Source organism: Parafrankia sp. FMc2 (genome assembly GCF_041008525.1).
Taxonomy (GTDB): Bacteria; Actinomycetota; Actinomycetes; order Frankiales; family Frankiaceae; genus Parafrankia.
This window is the reverse complement of record NZ_JBFLUG010000001.1, coordinates 198,598-214,912: the sequence shown is the minus strand read 5'-3', so window position 1 is coordinate 214,912 and position 16,315 is coordinate 198,598. Positions and strand designations below refer to the sequence as shown.

Here is a 16,315-nt window from a genome sequence, read left to right as displayed (position 1 = left end):
AGGACCGGAGCTACCGCGGTGCCTCCCGGGGGGCGGGCAGGTCGCCGGCGGGGGCGGCGCCGGCTGCCACGTCGAACGGAATGCTGGTGGGGACAGCGAAGGCCATCGGGCCCACGGTGAAGTGCCGCAGGTCGTTGTCGGTGGCGTAGGTGGCCGCGGCGCTGCGGTCCGGAAACGGCGCGACCACCCGGCGGACCGTGCGCCGGCCCGCTCCCTCGAACTGCACCACGGCGAAGAGCATCTCGGACTCCGGCATCATGCGATCATGAAAGCGCATCCCGATGGCCGGGAGAACGTGCCAGGTCGTGTGCTGTCAGTGGTCCGCTGCGTACGTGCAGCAGGGCGTCCCACGCTTCGCGCATGTGCGCCGGGTATGTGCAACCCGGCGTGATGTCCGGGTGAATGTCAGTACACGAGCGCCTGGGTGCCGTCGGCGAGTGCCTCGCTGACGAACACCGCCGCACCGGCGATGCGCACGCCCTCGATCACGTCGTCCGGGCCGATCGAGCGCCGCGCGGCGCACTGCGTGCAGAGCGTGACCCGGCCGCCGGCCAGGACGGCGTCGAGCAGGTCGGTCAGCGGGGCGGATTCCGGCAGCGTGAACTCGGCGGCCCGGCCGGGAAGAGCGAACCAGGCGGACTCGCCGGTGAGCCACAAGGAGACATCCACCCCCGAGGCCACGGCGATGGAGGCCACGGTGAAGGCCTGGGAGCAGCGCTCCGGGGCGTCGGAGCCGGCGGTCACCTTGACGACAAGCGATCGTGTCACGAGCCCAGTCTGCCCGCCCCGCACGCGCCGTGCGGCCAGGCCCGCCCGGGTGACGCCTACGAACCCGTTCAGTCACGGCACTAGGCTGTGCTCCGTGCTGCACTACTTCATGAGCGGCCTGCTGGTGGCCATGGCGATGCTCATCGCCTGGTTCTCCGGCTATGCGGTCTACAAGTTGTACGGGGGCCGGCGCTGAGCCGGCGGGCGAGGAGCGGAGCACCGATGGGAACGGACCGGACCGGCGACACGGGCACGGGCACGGTCGCGGCGGCGGCCCCGCCCGATCTGCACGCGAGCCTGCTCCCGTTGGCGTTCCTGGTCGGCACCTGGCGCGGTGAGGGCGTCGGCGGCTACGAGGGCCTCGAGTCGTTCCGCTACGGGCAGGAGATCACCTTCGCCGCCGACGGGCGCCCGTCGCTGGGCTACGTCTCGCACACCTGGTGGGCCGACGAGCCGCGGGACGGGCGCGAGCCGGGCAGCCCGCTCGCCACCGAGACCGGCTTCTGGCGGGTGCAGCCGCCGTCCGGCGATCCCGGGCCGGACGGCAGTGCCGATCGCCGCCCGGTCGTCGAGGTGACGCTGGCGCACCCGTTCGGCATCGCCGAGATCTACGTCGGCACGGTCGTCGGCACCCGGATCGACCTTGACTCGAACGTTCTGATCAGGACGGCGACCGCCCGGGAGGTCACCCGGTCGGTACGGCTGTACGGCCTGGTCGAGGGCGGTGACCTGGCCTACGCGATCGACATGGAGGCCGGCGGCAAGCCGCTGCAGTCGCACCTGTCGGCCCGCCTGCAGCGCGTCAGGGGCTGAACGCGGCGAAGCCCCGGGTGGGGCGGGCGGCGAAGCCTCAGGTGGGGCGGGCGGCGCTGCCGGCGTCGGCGGCGAGCTTGGCCCGCCACGCCCGCTCACGCTCGATGGCGCCGGCGAAGCCGAGCGCGATGGCGGGGTCGAAGTTGTCATCGGCGTACGAGCCGACGCAGCCCAGCAGCCGGTCGATCTCCTCGGCGCTGACCGCCGTGAGCGGGACCTGGCCGGTCAGGAAGATGTCGCCCACCCGGTCGATGGAGAAGTGCACTCCGTAGGTGCGCGCGTTGCGGCCCAGCAGGAAGCCGTAGGTGCCGGCGGCGTTCTCCGCCGGGGCCCGCATGAAGAACGCCTCCACGAGCAGGGTGTGGTCCTGCACCACCAGCCAGGTCATGGTGCGCAGCTTGTGCTCGCCCTCCAGGGCCACCAGGAAGGCACCGGTGTCGGCGTGCTCGTAGGACACGCCGAGATCGTCCAGCGCGGCACTGATCACGTCGTCGAGCCGGGTACGTTCGGAAATGTCGATGGGTGCCGTCATGAGCAGGGATCTCCCCGGATGCGGTGCGGGTCAAGCCGGCGGGCGGCGGGCGGCGGGACCGGCGGCCCCATCGCTGACGTTAGCCGGCCAGCGCCCTCGGCACAGCCGTGGCCGCCGCCTGGTAGCTCGCGAGGACGCCCCGGGCGGTGGCGCTCCAACCGAAACCGGCGGCCCGCGCCCGGGCGCCGGCTGACAGGTGGCGCCGCCACCGCTCTTCGGTGAGGATGCGCTCCAGCGCGTCGGCGTAGTCCGCCGGGTTCCAGCCGTGGACGAGGACACCGGACGTCCCGTGCTCGACGGCGGTGCACAGCCCGCCGACGGCGGCGGCGACGACCGGGGTGCCGCACGCCTGCGCCTCCACCGCGACCAGGCCGAAGCTCTCGCTGTGGCTGGGTACGACGACCGCGGTGGCCGCCCGGTACCAGTCGGCGAGCTGCTCCTGCGGGACCGGGGGCTGGAAGTGGACGATATCGGCGATGCCGAGCTCCGCGGCGAGTTTGACCAGCGAGTCGGGGCGCTCGAGGCCGGAGCCGCTGGGCCCGCCCACGACGACCACCGCGAGCCGCCCGCGCCGCCGCGGGTCGCGGCGGATGAGGTCGGCCGCTGCGGCGAGCAGGACGTCCGGTGCCTTCAGCGGCTGGATCCGCCCGACGAACAGCAGGATCTGGGCGTCGGGGTCGAAACCGAGTCGCACGCGGGCGGCCCGCGCTCCACTGTCCGGCCGGCGTTCCGGCCCGCCGTCCGACGCGCCCCTGTCGTCTCCGCCAGGGGGCCGGGGACCGTCGGGGCGGAAGACGTCCAGGTCGACGCCGGGGGCGACGACGTCCACCCGGCTCGGCGCGGCGCCGTAGAGGTCGGTCAGGTGACGGCGCTCGGTCTGCGTCGAGGCGATGAGGCGGCTCGCGCTGTCGATCACCGCCTGCTCGCCGCGCAGCCGCAGCTCGGGTTCAGGGCGGTCGCCATCCGCGAGCGAGGCGTTCTTGACCTTCGCCAGGGTGTGCGAGGTGTGCACCAGCGGGACGCCCCACCGCCGGGCCACCGAACGGCCGACCTGCCCGGACAACCAGTAGTGCGAGTGGACGACGTCGAACCAGCCGGCCTCGTACCCGGCCTCGGTGCGCAGGACGTCCGCTGTGAACGCGCACAGCCAGGCGGGCAGCTCGGCGCGGCCGATGTCCTCGTAAGGGCCGGCCGGGACGTGGCGTACCGTCACTCCCGGAACGATCTCCGCGGTGGGCGGGAGACGGCTGCTCACGGCACGGGTGAACACCTCGACCTCGGTACCGAGAGCAGCGAGCTGGCGCGCGAGCTCGATGATGTAGACGTTCATCCCGCCCGCATCACCGGTTCCTGGCTGCTCCAGCGGTGACGTGTGCATCGAGAGCATCGCCACCCGCGACGGCTTCCTCGGCCGGACGCCCTCACCACGGGCCGGCGGCATGCCATCGACCAGGTGCACCAACCACCTCCAGAACGGGACCGACGCGGCGAGACCAAACGCGACGAGACCAATATGAACCGGACGTGACAGTCATCGCCAACGTCGACAACGCCGGGCGGTGTCCGTCCTATGCCCGCCCGGCACACTCGGTACCAGCTGTTTGTGCCCGCGCCGAGTGGGTGCCATTCCGACCGACCCTGCGTGACCAGGGGGTTCGCGGCCGGTGTTTTGAGGAGGGTGTGAGCGGAGTGACAGTGGCGCGGCGCCAACCCCGCCTTGCCGCCGGCCGGGCGCGGGCCCAGGGGGTGCCCACCAGGGGCACCACGGCACCCAACCGGCTGCGGCGGGTCGACCGGTGGCTGGCCGCCGCCGCCTGGTCGCCGCTGCGCCGCGCCGCCGACCCGCTGGTCGTGGACGTCGGCTTCGGGGCATCACCGGTCACCACGGTGGAGATGTACGAACGGCTGCGCCCGGTGCGGCCCGACGTGCGGGTCGTCGGCCTCGAGCTCGCCCCCGAACGGGTCGCTGCCGCGCAGGCCGCCGCGCGCCCGCCCGGGCTGCTGTTCGCCCTCGGCGGGTTCGAGCTGGCCGGGCACCGCCCGGTCGTGATCCGGGCGATGAACGTGCTGCGTCAGTACGACGAGCGGGCCGTCGGGTCGGCCTGGGCGGCCATGGCGGGACGGCTGTCGACCGGCGGGATGCTGGTCGAGGGCACCTGCGACGAGATCGGCCGCCGGGCCTGCTGGTTCACCCTCGGGGCGGGCGGGGCCCCGGCGACCCTGACGTTCTCGGCGCACCTGCCGAGCCTGCTCCGCCCCTCCGACCTGGCGCCGCGGCTGCCCAAGGCGCTGATCGCCCGCAACGTGCCCGGTGAGGACGTCCACACGCTGCTCGCCGCGTTCGACCTGGCCTGGGAGCGGGTGGCACCGCGGGGGACGTTCGGACCGCGCCAGCGCTGGATCGCCGCCGCCGCGCTGCTGCGGCGGGAGGGCTGGCCCGTCCTCGACGGCCCGCGCCGCTGGCGGCTGGGGGAGGTCACTGTCGCCTGGCCGCCAGGGCCTCGGTGAAGACGTCCAGCATGCGCCGGTCGAACAGGACGAACCTGGCCTCCGTGACGGCGGCGGTGGTGGTCAGGACGGCGTCGAGCGCGAGGTCGGCGGCGTCGCGGGCCGGCCAGCCGTAGACGCCGGCGCTGACCGCGGGCAGGGCGAGGCTTCGGGCGCCCAGCTCGTCCGCCACCGCGAGTGCCCGCGTGTAGCACGAGCGCAGCAGCCCGGACCGGTCCTCACCGGGGGTGTACACCGGGCCGACGACGTGGATCACGTGGCGGGCCCGCAGGCGCCCGGCGGTGGTCGCGACCGCCTCGCCGGTTGGCAGGCCACCGGGGAGCGTGGTGGCGCGCAGTTCGCGGCAGGCCGCGAGGATCTCCGGACCACCGGCGGCGTGGATCGCGCCGTCGACCCCGCCCCCGCCGAGCAGCGACGAGTTCGCGGCGTTGACGACGGCGTCCACCGCCTGGTCGGTGATGTCACCCTGGACGAGCCGCACGGTGATCATGCGGCCACTGTACCGAGGGGCCCGCAGGGCGCGTGGCCGTTCGGCCTGGCTGCTCGGCCTGGCCTGTCGGGTGGCCTGGCCTGTCGGGTGGCCTGTCGGTTTGCCAGCGGTCAGTTGTCTGCGATGCGATGGGGGACGTGACAGAACTTGTCGTGCTCGGGTTCAGCAGCAGGAAGCAGGCGGAGCGGGTCCGGCAGCTGTGCCGCAGGCTGTCGCGGGCGGGCATGGTCGAGCTCGCGGACGAGGCCGTCGCCTGGCGCGACGAGGCGGGCCGGGTCCGGGTTCGGCATCCGGCCAGCCGGTTGAGATCCGCGGCCGTCAGCGGGGCGGTCTGCGGCGCCGCGGTCGGCGCCGCCTTCCTGGCGCCGGTGGCGGGCCTGCTGGTCGGCGCGGCGGGCGGCGCCGTCACCGGCCGCCTGGTCACGGGCGAGACGATGGACACCGCCATGGTGCGGCGCGTCGCCGGATGTCTGCAGCCCGGCCGGGCCGCCGTCTTCGTCCTGGTCCGCCGCTCACAGCCGGGTGTCGTCGAAGCCCTGCGGGACTACCAGCCGATGGTGATCAGAACCTCGATGCCCCGGGACCGCGAGGAGGCGCTGATCCGCGCGCTGCGCGGCCAGGAGCTCCGGACCGAGCTCGGGGGCGAGCACCGAACCGAGCACCCAACCGAGCTCGGGAGCGGGACCGGGACCCCGGGAGCCAGGCCGCCGCGGGCGTCAGGCGAGCGGGCGGCGGGTGGGCGCGATCTTGTCGAGGACGCTGAGGTCGTCCGGGCGCGGCTGCCACTGACCGGCGGCCGCGTTCGCCCGCACCTGCGCCGCGCTCGTCGCACCGGCGATGACCGAGGCGACCCCGGGCTGGGCGGCGAGCCCGCCGATCGCGACGTCGAGCAGTGAACGGTCCCGCTCGCGGGCGAAGGTCTCGAGCGTCTCGATCCGGTCGAACAGCTCGTCGGTGAGTTCGTCCTGCCGTCCGGCGAGCCGGGTGCCGGGCGGGGGGACCTCGTCGCGCTGGTACTTGCCGCTCAGGACGCCGTTGGCCAGCGGGAAGTACGGGATCACCCCGATGCCGTACTTGAGCGTGGCGGGGACGAGCTCGGCCTCGACGTCCCGAGTGAGCAGGTTGTAGTGGTTCTGGGCCGAGATGAAGCGGGTCGTCCCGGACGCGCGTGCGGTCCACTCGGCGTCCGACACCTGCCAGGCGTCGAGGTTGCACGAGCCGACGTAGCGGACCTTGCCCTCCTGGACAAGCTCGCCGAGCGCCTCCAGCGTCTCCTCGATCGGGGTGAACGCGTCGAGGTTGTGCAGCTGGTAGAGGTCGAGGTAGTCGGTCTGCAGGCGGCTGAGCGACCCCTCGACGGCCTTGCGGATGTAGCGGCGTGACGCCCGCGCGTTGAAGTCCTGGCCGTACATGCCGCCCATGTCGTTACCCACCTTGGTGGCGAGGACGACCTCGTCACGGCGGCCGCGCAGTACGTGCCCCAGCAGGGTCTCCGAGCCGCCCTTGTTCCCGTAGGTGTCGGCGGTGTCGAAGAAGTTGACGCCGGCGTCCAGGGCGGCGTCGACGACGGAGCGGGTACCGGCCAGGTCCACCCGCGAGCCGAAGTTGTTGCAGCCGAGCCCGACGACGGAGACCATCAGACCCGAAGATCCCAGGGGGCGATAACGCATGCCCTGATAACAACACGCGCGTCGCGGGCCGATTCCTGCCAGGGGCCCGGCCCGCGACGCGCGGAGTTGGTGCGTTGTCCCGTTGTGGTGCTGTCGTCAGCGGGGTGTCGCCGCGTCGCTGACGGCGCGGGCGGCGGCGCTGGCCGCCTTGCGGGTCGAGGTGCGCGCGGCCCGCGTCTGGCTGGTCGCGGTGCGCGTCTGCTTCACGGCCTCCTCCGTCGCCGGGCTGCGCCGGATGCCCGCCACCCGCTTCTCCCCGCGGCTCGCGAAGGAGTTGTACAGGTCGGTCGCGCGGCCCTGCAGACCCGAGATCTGCGAGCCCACTGTGACCGGCAGTGCGAGAACTGCCGAGCTGACCTGGACGGGGACCCGCGCCGCCTGCGCCGGGATCTGGCTGACCCGGTCCGAGATGCGGCGGACCTCCGTCCCGTAGGCCGCGGGGATCGTCAGGAGCTTCTCGACCGCCAGGTCGGCGGCGCCCACGGAGGCGTACAGCGGCTTACGGACGTCGGACGTGGACGCGGCTTCGCTCTTCGCCTTCGCGCTGGTTCGGGCGGTGGCCATGTGATCTCCTAGTGATCTCCGGTGGTTGTGGCGGTGTTGGGTCAGGTGGTGCCGTCGTCAGCGGACGGTGGCTGCGCCGGGGCGGCCGGCTCTGCCGTGCCGCCGGGCTCCGTGGCGGCCTTCGTACCGCTGCTACGCGGCGCCCGGCGCCCGTCCCCCGAGGTGCGGGCGGTGGAACGCCTGGGCGCGGCGGTCGCGCCGCTTCCACCGGCGGTCGCCCCGGCTGTGCCGTTGGGCGTTCCGCTGGTGCTGGCGGACGTGGTCTTCGATGGTGAGCGCGTGGACCTGGTGGCACGCCGGGTGCCGGTGGCCCGCGGCCGCGCCCCCGCCCCGCCCGGGGAACCCGCGGCGGGGGAGGCGGCGGCTGCGGCAGCCGGGGCGGTGGTGACGTCGGGCACCACATCCGCCTCGGCGGCAGGCTCCGTGACAGCGGCGGGCTCCGTCGCAGCGGCAGGTTCCGCGTCGATGACGGGATGCTCGTCGGCGAGCCCGGCGGCGGTCTCCGTGGTCTTTGTGTCGGTGCCCGCGGGCCGCATCGCGGCCGGGCGTGCCGTCGAGCCCGCTCCGGCGAGCGCGTTCTCCCGGCGGAAGGCGTCGTAGATGTCGACGATGACCTGCTTCTGACGCTCGGTCAGGGTGTCGTCGGCGTGGACGGCGGCGAGGAGATCCTCGCCGCCCTCACGTTCGTCCAGGATGCCGGCCTGCACGTAGAGGACCTCCGCGGAGATCCGCAGCGCCTTCGCGATCTGCTGGAGGATCTCGGCTGACGGCCGGCGTAGCCCACGCTCGATCTGGCTCAGGTACGGGTTGCTCACCCCGGCCTGCCGGGCGAGCTGACGCAGCGAGATCTGGGCGCCGCGACGCTGCTCCCGGATGAAGTCGCCGACATCCCGCACATGAATAGCTGCCACCCGTTACCGACCTCCGCAGGTACGCCGCATCACCAGACGAACGTACGACGCAATGCTAGCTTCGGCAAGCGGGCAGTTAGCACACCGGGCGTTCCGGGCGTGCCAGTCAGCCCTGCTTCTCGGCCTGGGCCAGCCACGCCCGCTGGGTCGCCAGCGCGGCCTCGGTCTCGGTGATCTCGCGGGTCCGCCCGTTCGACCGGGCCCGCTCCAGCTTCGTCTCCAGCTTCGCGATCGATTCCCGCAGCCGGCGCAGGAACGGCGACTCGTTGATCTCACGCTGGTCCCAGCGGGCGTCCGAGGCCTCGCGCAGCTTGTCGCCGATCGAGCTGAGCTGACGCTCCAGGCTGTTCACGACCTCACGGGGCACGTGCCCGATGGCGTCCCACCGGCCCTGGATCTCGCGGTAGCGGCGCAGCGACCGCTCGACGTCCGCCGGGTCGAGCGCGGTGGCTTCGGCGAGCAGTTCCTCCTTGCGGGCCTGGTTCTCCCGCAGCTCCGCGTCGCGCTCGGCGTTCACGGCGTTGCGCCGGCTGAAGAAGGCGTCCTGTGCGGCACGGAAACGTGCCCACAGCTCGTCGTCGACGTCCTTCGCCGCCCGGCCGGCCGACTTCCACTCGGTCATGAGCGCCCGGTAACGGGCGGTCGTCGGGCCCCAGTCGGACGAATCCGACAGGCTGACGGCCTCGGCGATGATCGCTTCCTTGCGCTCCCGGGAACGGGAGCGCTGGGTGTCGAGGGCGGCGAAGTGGGCGGTGCGCCGGCGGGTGAACTCGTCCCGCGCCGCGGCGATCCGGCGCCACAGCGCCGAGTCGGTCCGCTTGTCGACCCCGGTGATGGCGCGGAACTCGTCGCCGATCGTGCGGAAGCGCTCGCTGGTCGCCTTCCACTCGGAGCTGCGGGTGAGCTGCTCCGCCTCGGTGACCAGCTCCTCCTTGGCAGCGACCGCGACGGCCACCCGGCGGGCGCGCTCGGCTGCCAGCTCGGTGCGGCGGGTGTCCGTCGCGGCCATGACGGCGTCGAGACGGGCGGCGAGTGCCTCCACATCACCGACGACCGCGGCCTGGGGGAGGCCCTCGCGCAGCCGGCGTGCGCTGCCGGCGATGCCGGCCGGGTCGACACCGCTGACGGTCAGCCGCCGTTCCAGCAGCTCGACCTCGGCGGCCAGATCGTCGTACCGGCGCCGGAAGTGGGCGAGGCCCTCCTCCGGGCTGCCCGCGCGCCAGGAGCCGACGGCCCGCTCGCCGTCGGCGGTACGCAGATACACAGTGCCGTCGGAGGAGACCCGGCCCCAGGGGGGCTGGTCGTCGCTCACCCGGTCGGCGCTGCGCGCGCTGGGAGGCCCGCTCCCGTCGGGGCGGGGGGCAGGCCCGCCAGGTCCGGTGCCCAGGCGTGCGCTGTCGTCGCGTCCGCCGTCGCTGCGGTCACTCATCGCGTTCCCGAAGATCGACATCAAGATGCCTGCCATTGTTGCAGGCATCGGCCCGGAAGGGGACCGTCCGCGGGTATCGGATCTGGTGGGAAGTCCGCGGGCCCCTGGTGGGTGCCCGGTGCGCCGGTGTGGCCTCTCTGTCGGCGCGGCGCTCCGCGGCACAGCCCACTGCCCACCGGCCTGGCGGTACAGGCCTGGCGATACGGGGCCTGGCAGCGCAGGCCTGGCAGCGCAGGTGCAGGCCCGGGGGTGTGGCCTGGCGGTGCGGGCCAGGCGGGGGCACAGCCGCGAGAAGCGTCACGTCGTCAGCACCTCGCCGGGCGGTCACCAGCCAATAGTTCGGAAATGACCCGCCTGGTCACCTTTTTCCCGCACCCGGTGCGTGCGCACGCGTCCCTGCGGGGCCAAGATGCGTAACCGTGGCGGAGCGTACGAGGGTCGGGTGTGACGGCTGGCGCGCAGCCGCCCTGGTGACCCCGGCTCTGGTCGGGCTGTGCGTGTTCGTCATCGGGCCGGCGGCCGTGTCCGCCTTTGTCGCGGGAACGGACAAGAAGCTCACCGGTGTCGACTTTCACTGGGTGGGCACCGCGAACCTGCGGGAGGCACTGTCCGACCCTGATCTCGGCCGGGCCGTCCGCAACACGCTCGTCTACTGCCTGTTGACGGTCATTCCGTCCGTTGTGCTCGGCCTGCTGCTCGCGCTGGCCGCGAACAGCGTCACCCGTGGCCGGCCTGCGGTCCGCTTTGCGTTGTTCCTGCCGGCAAGCGCGAACATCGTGGCAATGGCAGTCGTCTTCCGGTACATCTTCGACGCCAGTCCGGACGGCCTGGCGAACACCCTGGTCGGCGTCGTCGGTGTCGACCCGCAGAACTGGCTGGGCGACAGCGACACGGCGCTGCCGGTCGTCGCGCTGGTCGGGGGCTGGCGGCTGACGAGTTTCGTGTTCGTGGTCTACCTGGCCGGGCTCACCGCCATCCCGCCCTCCGTCTACGAGGCGGCGGAGGTGGACGGCGTCCGCGGGCTGGCGCGGCTGCGCCACATCACGCTGCCGCTGCTGGGCCCGACGACCGTCTTCCTCGCGGTCTTCGTCACGGTCCTGACCCTGCAGACCTTCGAGACGGTCGCGGTGCTGACCGACGGCGGTCCGCTCGACTCCAGCACGACGATCATCTACTACATCTACCAGGTCGGCTTCACCGGTTCCTTCCGGATCGGCTACGCATCCATGATCGCTCTGTTGCTGTTGGTCACCGTGGTGCTCATCGGCGCCGCCGGTGCGCTGCTCGGCCGGCGCCTGCGGGTGGCCCGCGAGGACGCGGGCGCGCCTGCCGGGACGGCGCCTGCCGGGGAGGCACCCGCGCTGGAAGGAGCCCGGCGTTGACGGGGGAGGCGGCGAGCGCGCCGCCGGCGGCGGCCTCCGGTGGAGCGCGGGCAGGCCTGCGGCCGGCCCGGGCCCTGTCCGGGACGGCGCGCTTCGCGTTTCTCGCCGTGGGTGTCACCACGGCACTTCTGCCGTTCCTCTGGATGCTGCGCACGGCCCTCGGGCCGCCGCAGAACGCGCTCGGGATGTCGGCCAGCCCGCTCCCGTCCTCGGTGAGCTTCCGGGCCTTCGACAGTGCCTGGCGGGCGGCCGATCTCGGGCCGGCGCTGCTGACTGGCGTGGGCGTCAGTCTCGCGATCCTGGCGCTCCAGCTGCTCACCGCGATCCCGGCGGCGTACGCGTTCGCCTGGGTGCCGTTCCGCGGGCGGTCGGTGCTCTTCGGGGTGGTGCTTGCCACGCTGCTCGTCCCGCCGCAGGTCACGGCGGTGCCGAACTACGTGACGATCTCGGCACTCGGACTCGCCGACACCCGCGTCGGCCTGGTGCTGCCGTTCATGACCCACGCGGCCATGATCTTCCTGCTGCGCCAGTACATGACCACGATCCCGGCGTCGGTGCTCGAGGCGGCGCGGATGGACGGTCTCGGGACGCCGCGCACCCTGCGCCGGGTCGTCGTCCCGCTGTGCGCCCCGGCGATCGCGACCGTGAGCGTGTTCAGCTTCCTGCTCTCGTTCAACGAGTACCTGTGGCCGCTGCTCGTGGCGCGGTCGCCGGACATCGCCACCCCGCCGCTCGCCCTGGCCGGGCTGACCAGCAGGAGCTCCGCCCTGCCCGACTTCGCCCAGCTCGCCGCGGGATCACTCATCATCAGCCTGCCGACCCTGCTCGTGTTCATCGTGGCCCAGCGCCGGCTGGCAGCCGGCGTCTCGGGCACCGGTCAGGGGGACTGACATGACGATGAGTGAGGAAACGTGATCCGTATCCGGCGGGCAGTGCCCGCGGCCGTCGCGGCAGCCCTGGTCACGCTGGCGGCGTGCAGTGGGGGCGGTTCGACGCCCGACCCGTCCGAGAGCCTGCGCCCGACCGCCCGGCCGGCCACGGCCGGCGTCGACGACGTCGCCGGGGCGAAGGCCTCGCCCCGGTGCGCCGCCCAGGTGAAGACGCTGCGGATGTACGCGGTGGCCAATCTGAACGACGTGGCCAGGTCCGGCAAGGCGTACCTGGAGAGGGCGCATCCCGGGCTCACCGTGGAGATCGTCTCCACCGCGCCGACCTACACGGCGCTGGTCCAGCAGCTCGGCGCGGACCGGTCCGCCGGCCAGCAGGCCGACGTCGCCGTCGCCGGCTTCGACGTGCTGCCGACCTTCGCCGCGCAGCTCGGTGCCCAGGAACTGTCCCCGCGCCTGCTTCGGGCGTCCTACGACCAGCGGATGACACCGCTCGGCCAGGTCGGCGGCCGCCAGATCGGCATCCCCCAGCAGGTCTCGACGCTCGCGCTCGCCTACAACCTCGACGTCCTGGAACGCGCCGGGGTCGACCCGGCGACGCTGACGACGACCGACGGCGTGATCGCCGCGGCCGAGAAGATCCGGGCCTCCGGACAGGACATCCAGCCGATCGACATCCCGACCGGCCAGGGGTTCGCGCAGTGGACGCTGAACAACCTCGCCTCGTCGGGGGGCGCGCCCATCCAGGATGACGCCGGCCGGCCGCGGCTGAACACCCCGCAGGCGCGGGCGGCCGCGCAGTTCCTGGCCAGGGTGGCCAGCTACGGGCCGCAGTCGGACAGCCCGACCAGCCAGGGGCTGCCCCGGTTCGGGATCCGCAAGGAGACCGCGATGACGATGGTGACGGTGGCGACGCTCGCCGGCGGCCTGCGGTTCATCCAGGACCAGGGGGAGAACGGGTTCCGCGCCGGTGCGGTGCCGTTCCCCATCCTGCCGGGCGGAACCCAGGCGCCGGTCGCCGGCGGGAACGCGCTGACCGTGCTCGCCGAGGACCAGTGCCAGCGGGAGATGGCGACCGAGCTGGTCGTCTCCCTGCTGGCACCGGACGTCATCGTGGCGAGCACCGAATCGCTGAGCTACCTGCCCGTCGACACCGAGGCGCTGGCCCGGCTGGAGCCGCTGTACCGGCAGTACCCTCAGCTCCGGGCGTTCAACGACCTCGCGCCGTCGCTGGTGGCGCCCCCCTCCTGGGGCGGCGCGCGTGGCGGGGAGCTGCCGCAGGCCATGTCCGACCAGGTGGTGCGGATCATGGGCGGCGCTGACATCGACCAGACCCTGGCCGCGGCCCAGGCTGAGGCGGAGGCACTGACCCGATGACCTCCGATGACGGGCGGGGCCCGGTGACGGCGGGCGAGGTCACCGCGGTCGCGGGGGCGCGGATCGCGGCCGTGGGCATCGGGCGCACCTTCGGCCCCGTGCACGCCCTCGCCGGGGTCGACCTCACCATCGCCGCGGGCGAGATCGTCGCGCTGCTGGGGCCGTCCGGGTCGGGAAAGTCGACGCTGCTGCGCATCATCGCCGGCCTCGACCAGCCGACCGCCGGCGACCTGCTGTTCGACGACCGCAGCCAGGTGGGCGTCCCACCGCACCAGCGGGACGTCTCGATGGTCTTCCAGCACTTCGCCCTGTACCCGCATCTGTCCGCGACGGACAACCTGGTGCTGGCCCTGCGGTACGGGCGCGGGATGTCCCGGGCGGACGCGCGCGACCGCGCCGCCGAGACCCTGCGGATGCTCGGCATCGCCGACCTGGCCCGGCGGCGGCCGGCCCGGATGTCCGGCGGGCAGCGCCAGCGGGTGGCCATCGGCCGGGCGATCGCGACCCGCGCCCGGGTCGTGCTCCTCGACGAGCCGATGTCCGGGCTGGACGCGAAGCTGCGGGTCGAGCTGCGGGTGGAGATCGTCGACCTGCTCCGCCGGCTCGGCACCACCGCGGTGTTCGTGACGCACGACCAGGCCGAGGCGATGGCGGTCGGCGACCGGGTCGCCGTCATGAACCACGGGGCCATCGAACAGATCGGGACCCCGGACGCGATCTACGACCTGCCGGCGACCCGCTTCGTGGCGACCTTCGTCGGCAGCCCGCCGATGAACGTCTTCGAGGGCACCTGGTCGGACGGCCGGCTGCGCGGACCCGGTTTCGCCGCCCCGGCGCCGGCCACCGCCACCGCCGTCGGGGTCCGGCCGGAGCACCTGCGCCTCGTCCGTGGCGCGAGCGGCCCCTCTGCAAGCGGTCCCTCTGCGAGCGGCCCCTCCGCGGGCGGCGAGTTCAGCGTGCAGGGGCACGTGGTCGTCGCCGAGCGCCTCGGCGCCGAGCGGACCATGTACGTGCGAACGGCCGCGGGAATGGTCGGCGTCCGGGTGGACGCGGCCGTCCCGGTGGTGCCCGACGAGCCGGTGACGGTGACGGCGCCCGCGACGGCGCTGCTCTGCTTCGGCCCGGACGGCCGGGCGCTCACCGTCCCGCAGGCCCGCCAGCCCTCCTGACCGCAGGCCCGGCTCGTCCGGTCTCGGTCCGGAGGTGTGCTGTTGGCTTTGGTGTCTGCTCGTGGGTGCAGAGACGGACCTTGGTCCCTGGTCGGGCGGGCCGCCGATGGTGAAAGATCATTCCAGGGCAATCGTGGCGTAACCCGGACGGGGTTCCCACTGGCGGTCTGCGTCGCCCGGCCGTGCGACACCGCCTGGCTTGTCCCTTCGTGTGCCCCATCTGGCTTCTGCGGGGCGATGTCGGGGATGGTCGCACGCGCGTAGGTGCGCGAACCGTGCAATCAGCGCTGCGAAGTGGTCCGTGCGTTACCTCTCCGCACACATCGCACTCTCCTCTTGCCTGGGACACGAAGATGTCGCGACATAGCGTTGCGAGCTGGTCACGCAATCGACTGTGTCAGCGACTCAGAGGAGATACGCCGATGCTGACGGACAATGCCCACGCCTGCACCCACCCACTCGCCTTCGTCCGCGCCCAGCGGGGGTGGTCCTACCAACGGCTGGCACGCGTCGTCGCGCGGCGTGCCCGAGATCTCGGCGTCGCGAACATGGCCGCGGAGCGGCAGAAGGTCTGGCGCTGGGAACACCGCGGGGTGGTGCCGGACCGGGTCTCCCAGCTGGCCCTCGCCGCCGAGCTCGGCGTCCCGGCCGACCGGCTCGAGTCGCACCCCTGGCCGGCGTGGCTCCCGACGGGTGACGCCGTCCGCACCGAGTACCCGTGGTCGTCCACCGGCAGTGTCACCGCGCTGATGGACGTCGTCGAGGACGCGCTGACCGACCGGCGCGGCTTCCTGACCATCACCGGGCCGGGCGTCGCCGCGCTGTCGTCGGAGTGGCTCAGCCTGGAGCCGGCACGACTGCACGCGGCCCTCGCCGGCGGGCGGGTGGACGAGCAGATCGTCAACCGGATCGAGCACAACATCCCGGGCCTGCGGGTGATGGACGAGCGCCTCGGTGGCGAGAGCGTCCGCCGCCTCGTCGACGCCGAGCTCGGGGTCGTCGCCGAGCTGCTCGCGCGTGGCTCCTACACCGAGGCGATCGGCCGCCACCTGCACCTGGTGGCCGCCGAGCTTGCCCGCTTCGCCGGCTGGGTGTCCTTCGACTCCGGCTACCAGACGGCGGCGCAGCGGTACTGGGTGACCGCCCTGCACGCCGCGCACGCGGCCGGTGACCGGATGCTCGGCGCCAACGTCCTGAAGAACATGTCCCTGCAGTGCGTCGACTTCGCCCGCCCGCGGGAGGCCGTCGACCTGGCGGAGGCCGCCGTCACCAGCGCCCGGCGCGCGGGCGGGCGGGTCGCGGCCATGCTGCAGATGCGCCGCGCCCGCGCCCACGCGGCGCTCGGCGAGTCCAGCCTGTGCGCGCAGGCCCTGGCCTGCGCCGAGGCGGCGTTCGTCGAGGCCCGCTCCGAGGACCCGGCCTGGTCCGCCTACTTCGACGACGCGGAGTACCAGGCGCAGGTCGGCAGCTGCTACATCGACCTCGGCCATCTCGTCCAGGCCGACCGGTGGCTGGAGCGATCGCTGGCGATCCGCACCAACGAGCGGACCCGCGACCGGGCCACCTACATGCTGCGGCGGGCGGCCGTCCAGATGGACCTCGGCAACCTCGACGCCGGATGCTCGATCGCCCGGGAGGCCCTGCCGATGCTGGAGTCGACCCGGTCGAAGCGCAACAGCCGGCGGGCGGACGAGCTCCGGCGCCGGCTGCGCCGACACTCGTCGGCCTCGTTCGCCCGGGAGCTGGACCAGGCCCTCGCCCGGATAGCCTGAGCGGCCCTGGCCCGGACGACCCGACCGTGGACGGGTCGTCCGC

At 73.4% G+C, this 16,315-nt stretch carries 16 protein-coding genes and 1 pseudogene; 8 read left to right on the top strand and 9 right to left on the bottom strand.

The window, feature by feature from the left end; translation table 11 throughout:
- Positions 1–10: 10 nt before the first annotated feature.
- Together AB1460_RS01005 and AB1460_RS01000 are read right to left on the bottom strand one after the other, a co-directional pair.
- Positions 11–259 carry a hypothetical protein gene (locus tag AB1460_RS01005; protein ID WP_018638585.1) on the bottom strand — a complete coding sequence of 83 codons (249 nt, stop codon included), beginning with the start codon at positions 257–259 and terminating at the stop codon, positions 11–13.
- A 146-nt stretch (positions 260–405) separates the two neighbouring features.
- A complete protein-coding gene (locus AB1460_RS01000; RefSeq protein ID WP_368958607.1) occupies positions 406–768 on the bottom strand; it encodes a DsrE family protein in 363 nt (120 codons plus the stop codon).
- A 222-nt stretch (positions 769–990) separates the two neighbouring features.
- On the opposite strand from AB1460_RS01000, the gene AB1460_RS00995 reads away from it, so the two are divergent.
- Positions 991–1,581 (top strand): FABP family protein, encoded by a 591-nt coding sequence (locus AB1460_RS00995; RefSeq protein WP_368958606.1) that lies wholly within the window; start codon positions 991–993, stop codon positions 1,579–1,581.
- A gap of 37 nt (positions 1,582–1,618) precedes the next feature.
- On the opposite strand, the gene AB1460_RS00990 is transcribed toward AB1460_RS00995, so the two are convergent.
- Together AB1460_RS00990 and AB1460_RS00985 are read right to left on the bottom strand one after the other, a co-directional pair.
- Positions 1,619–2,113 (bottom strand): YbjN domain-containing protein, encoded by a 495-nt coding sequence (locus AB1460_RS00990; RefSeq protein WP_368958605.1) that lies wholly within the window; start codon positions 2,111–2,113, stop codon positions 1,619–1,621.
- A gap of 79 nt (positions 2,114–2,192) precedes the next feature.
- Positions 2,193–3,572 (bottom strand): glycosyltransferase, encoded by a 1,380-nt coding sequence (locus tag AB1460_RS00985; RefSeq protein ID WP_420497152.1) that lies wholly within the window; start codon positions 3,570–3,572, stop codon positions 2,193–2,195.
- Between the two features lie 230 nt (positions 3,573–3,802).
- Here AB1460_RS00985 and AB1460_RS00980 point away from each other — a divergent pair, with 230 nt between their 5' ends.
- The gene (locus tag AB1460_RS00980; protein WP_368958666.1) at positions 3,803–4,621 is read left to right on the top strand and encodes a class I SAM-dependent methyltransferase; all 819 of its coding nucleotides are present in this window, start codon (positions 3,803–3,805) and stop codon (positions 4,619–4,621) included.
- Here the strand turns inward: AB1460_RS00980 and AB1460_RS00975 are convergent.
- Entirely contained in the window at positions 4,590–5,111 is a 522-nt protein-coding gene (locus AB1460_RS00975) for an O-acetyl-ADP-ribose deacetylase (RefSeq protein WP_368958604.1), read from the bottom strand. The two genes, AB1460_RS00980 and AB1460_RS00975, sit on opposite strands and share 32 nt — an antisense overlap.
- 128 nt (positions 5,112–5,239) lie before the next feature.
- On the opposite strand from AB1460_RS00975, the pseudogene AB1460_RS00970 reads away from it, so the two are divergent.
- Positions 5,240–5,662: pseudogene (locus tag AB1460_RS00970) on the top strand (DUF1269 domain-containing protein); the annotation flags it as partial.
- 165 nt (positions 5,663–5,827) lie between these two features.
- On the opposite strand, the gene AB1460_RS00965 reads toward AB1460_RS00970, so the two are convergent.
- The 4 genes from AB1460_RS00965 to AB1460_RS00950 form a co-directional block, all read right to left on the bottom strand.
- The gene (locus AB1460_RS00965) at positions 5,828–6,748 is read right to left on the bottom strand and encodes an aldo/keto reductase (RefSeq protein WP_368958603.1); all 921 of its coding nucleotides are present in this window, start codon (positions 6,746–6,748) and stop codon (positions 5,828–5,830) included.
- A gap of 129 nt (positions 6,749–6,877) precedes the next feature.
- Positions 6,878–7,345 carry a hypothetical protein gene (locus tag AB1460_RS00960; RefSeq protein WP_368958602.1) on the bottom strand — a complete coding sequence of 156 codons (468 nt, stop codon included), beginning with the start codon at positions 7,343–7,345 and terminating at the stop codon, positions 6,878–6,880.
- Between the two features lie 41 nt (positions 7,346–7,386).
- Positions 7,387–8,256, bottom strand: coding sequence for a helix-turn-helix domain-containing protein (locus tag AB1460_RS00955; RefSeq protein ID WP_368958601.1), 870 nt, complete (start codon positions 8,254–8,256; stop codon positions 7,387–7,389).
- Positions 8,257–8,362: 106 nt separating this feature from the next.
- Positions 8,363–9,721: a DUF349 domain-containing protein gene (locus AB1460_RS00950; RefSeq protein ID WP_368958600.1), complete on the bottom strand. Its 1,359-nt coding sequence runs from the start codon at positions 9,719–9,721 to the stop codon at positions 8,363–8,365.
- 383 nt (positions 9,722–10,104) lie between these two features.
- Between AB1460_RS00950 and AB1460_RS00945 the strand changes: the two genes are divergently transcribed.
- The 5 genes from AB1460_RS00945 (at position 10,105) to AB1460_RS00925 (ending at position 16,272) form a co-directional block, all read left to right on the top strand.
- Positions 10,105–11,067 (top strand): carbohydrate ABC transporter permease, encoded by a 963-nt coding sequence (locus AB1460_RS00945; protein ID WP_368958599.1) that lies wholly within the window; start codon positions 10,105–10,107, stop codon positions 11,065–11,067.
- Positions 11,064–11,957, top strand: a complete 894-nt coding sequence (locus AB1460_RS00940; RefSeq protein WP_368958598.1) for a carbohydrate ABC transporter permease — start codon at positions 11,064–11,066, stop codon at positions 11,955–11,957. The genes AB1460_RS00945 and AB1460_RS00940 overlap by 4 nt, the downstream gene beginning before the upstream one ends.
- A gap of 21 nt (positions 11,958–11,978) precedes the next feature.
- Positions 11,979–13,331: an extracellular solute-binding protein gene (locus AB1460_RS00935; protein ID WP_368958597.1), complete on the top strand. Its 1,353-nt coding sequence runs from the start codon at positions 11,979–11,981 to the stop codon at positions 13,329–13,331.
- Positions 13,328–14,500, top strand: a complete 1,173-nt coding sequence (locus tag AB1460_RS00930; protein WP_368958596.1) for an ABC transporter ATP-binding protein — start codon at positions 13,328–13,330, stop codon at positions 14,498–14,500. The genes AB1460_RS00935 and AB1460_RS00930 overlap by 4 nt, the downstream gene beginning before the upstream one ends.
- A 422-nt stretch (positions 14,501–14,922) precedes the next feature.
- A complete protein-coding gene (locus tag AB1460_RS00925) occupies positions 14,923–16,272 on the top strand; it encodes a transcriptional regulator (protein WP_368958594.1) in 1,350 nt (449 codons plus the stop codon).
- Positions 16,273–16,315: the final 43 nt, after the last annotated feature.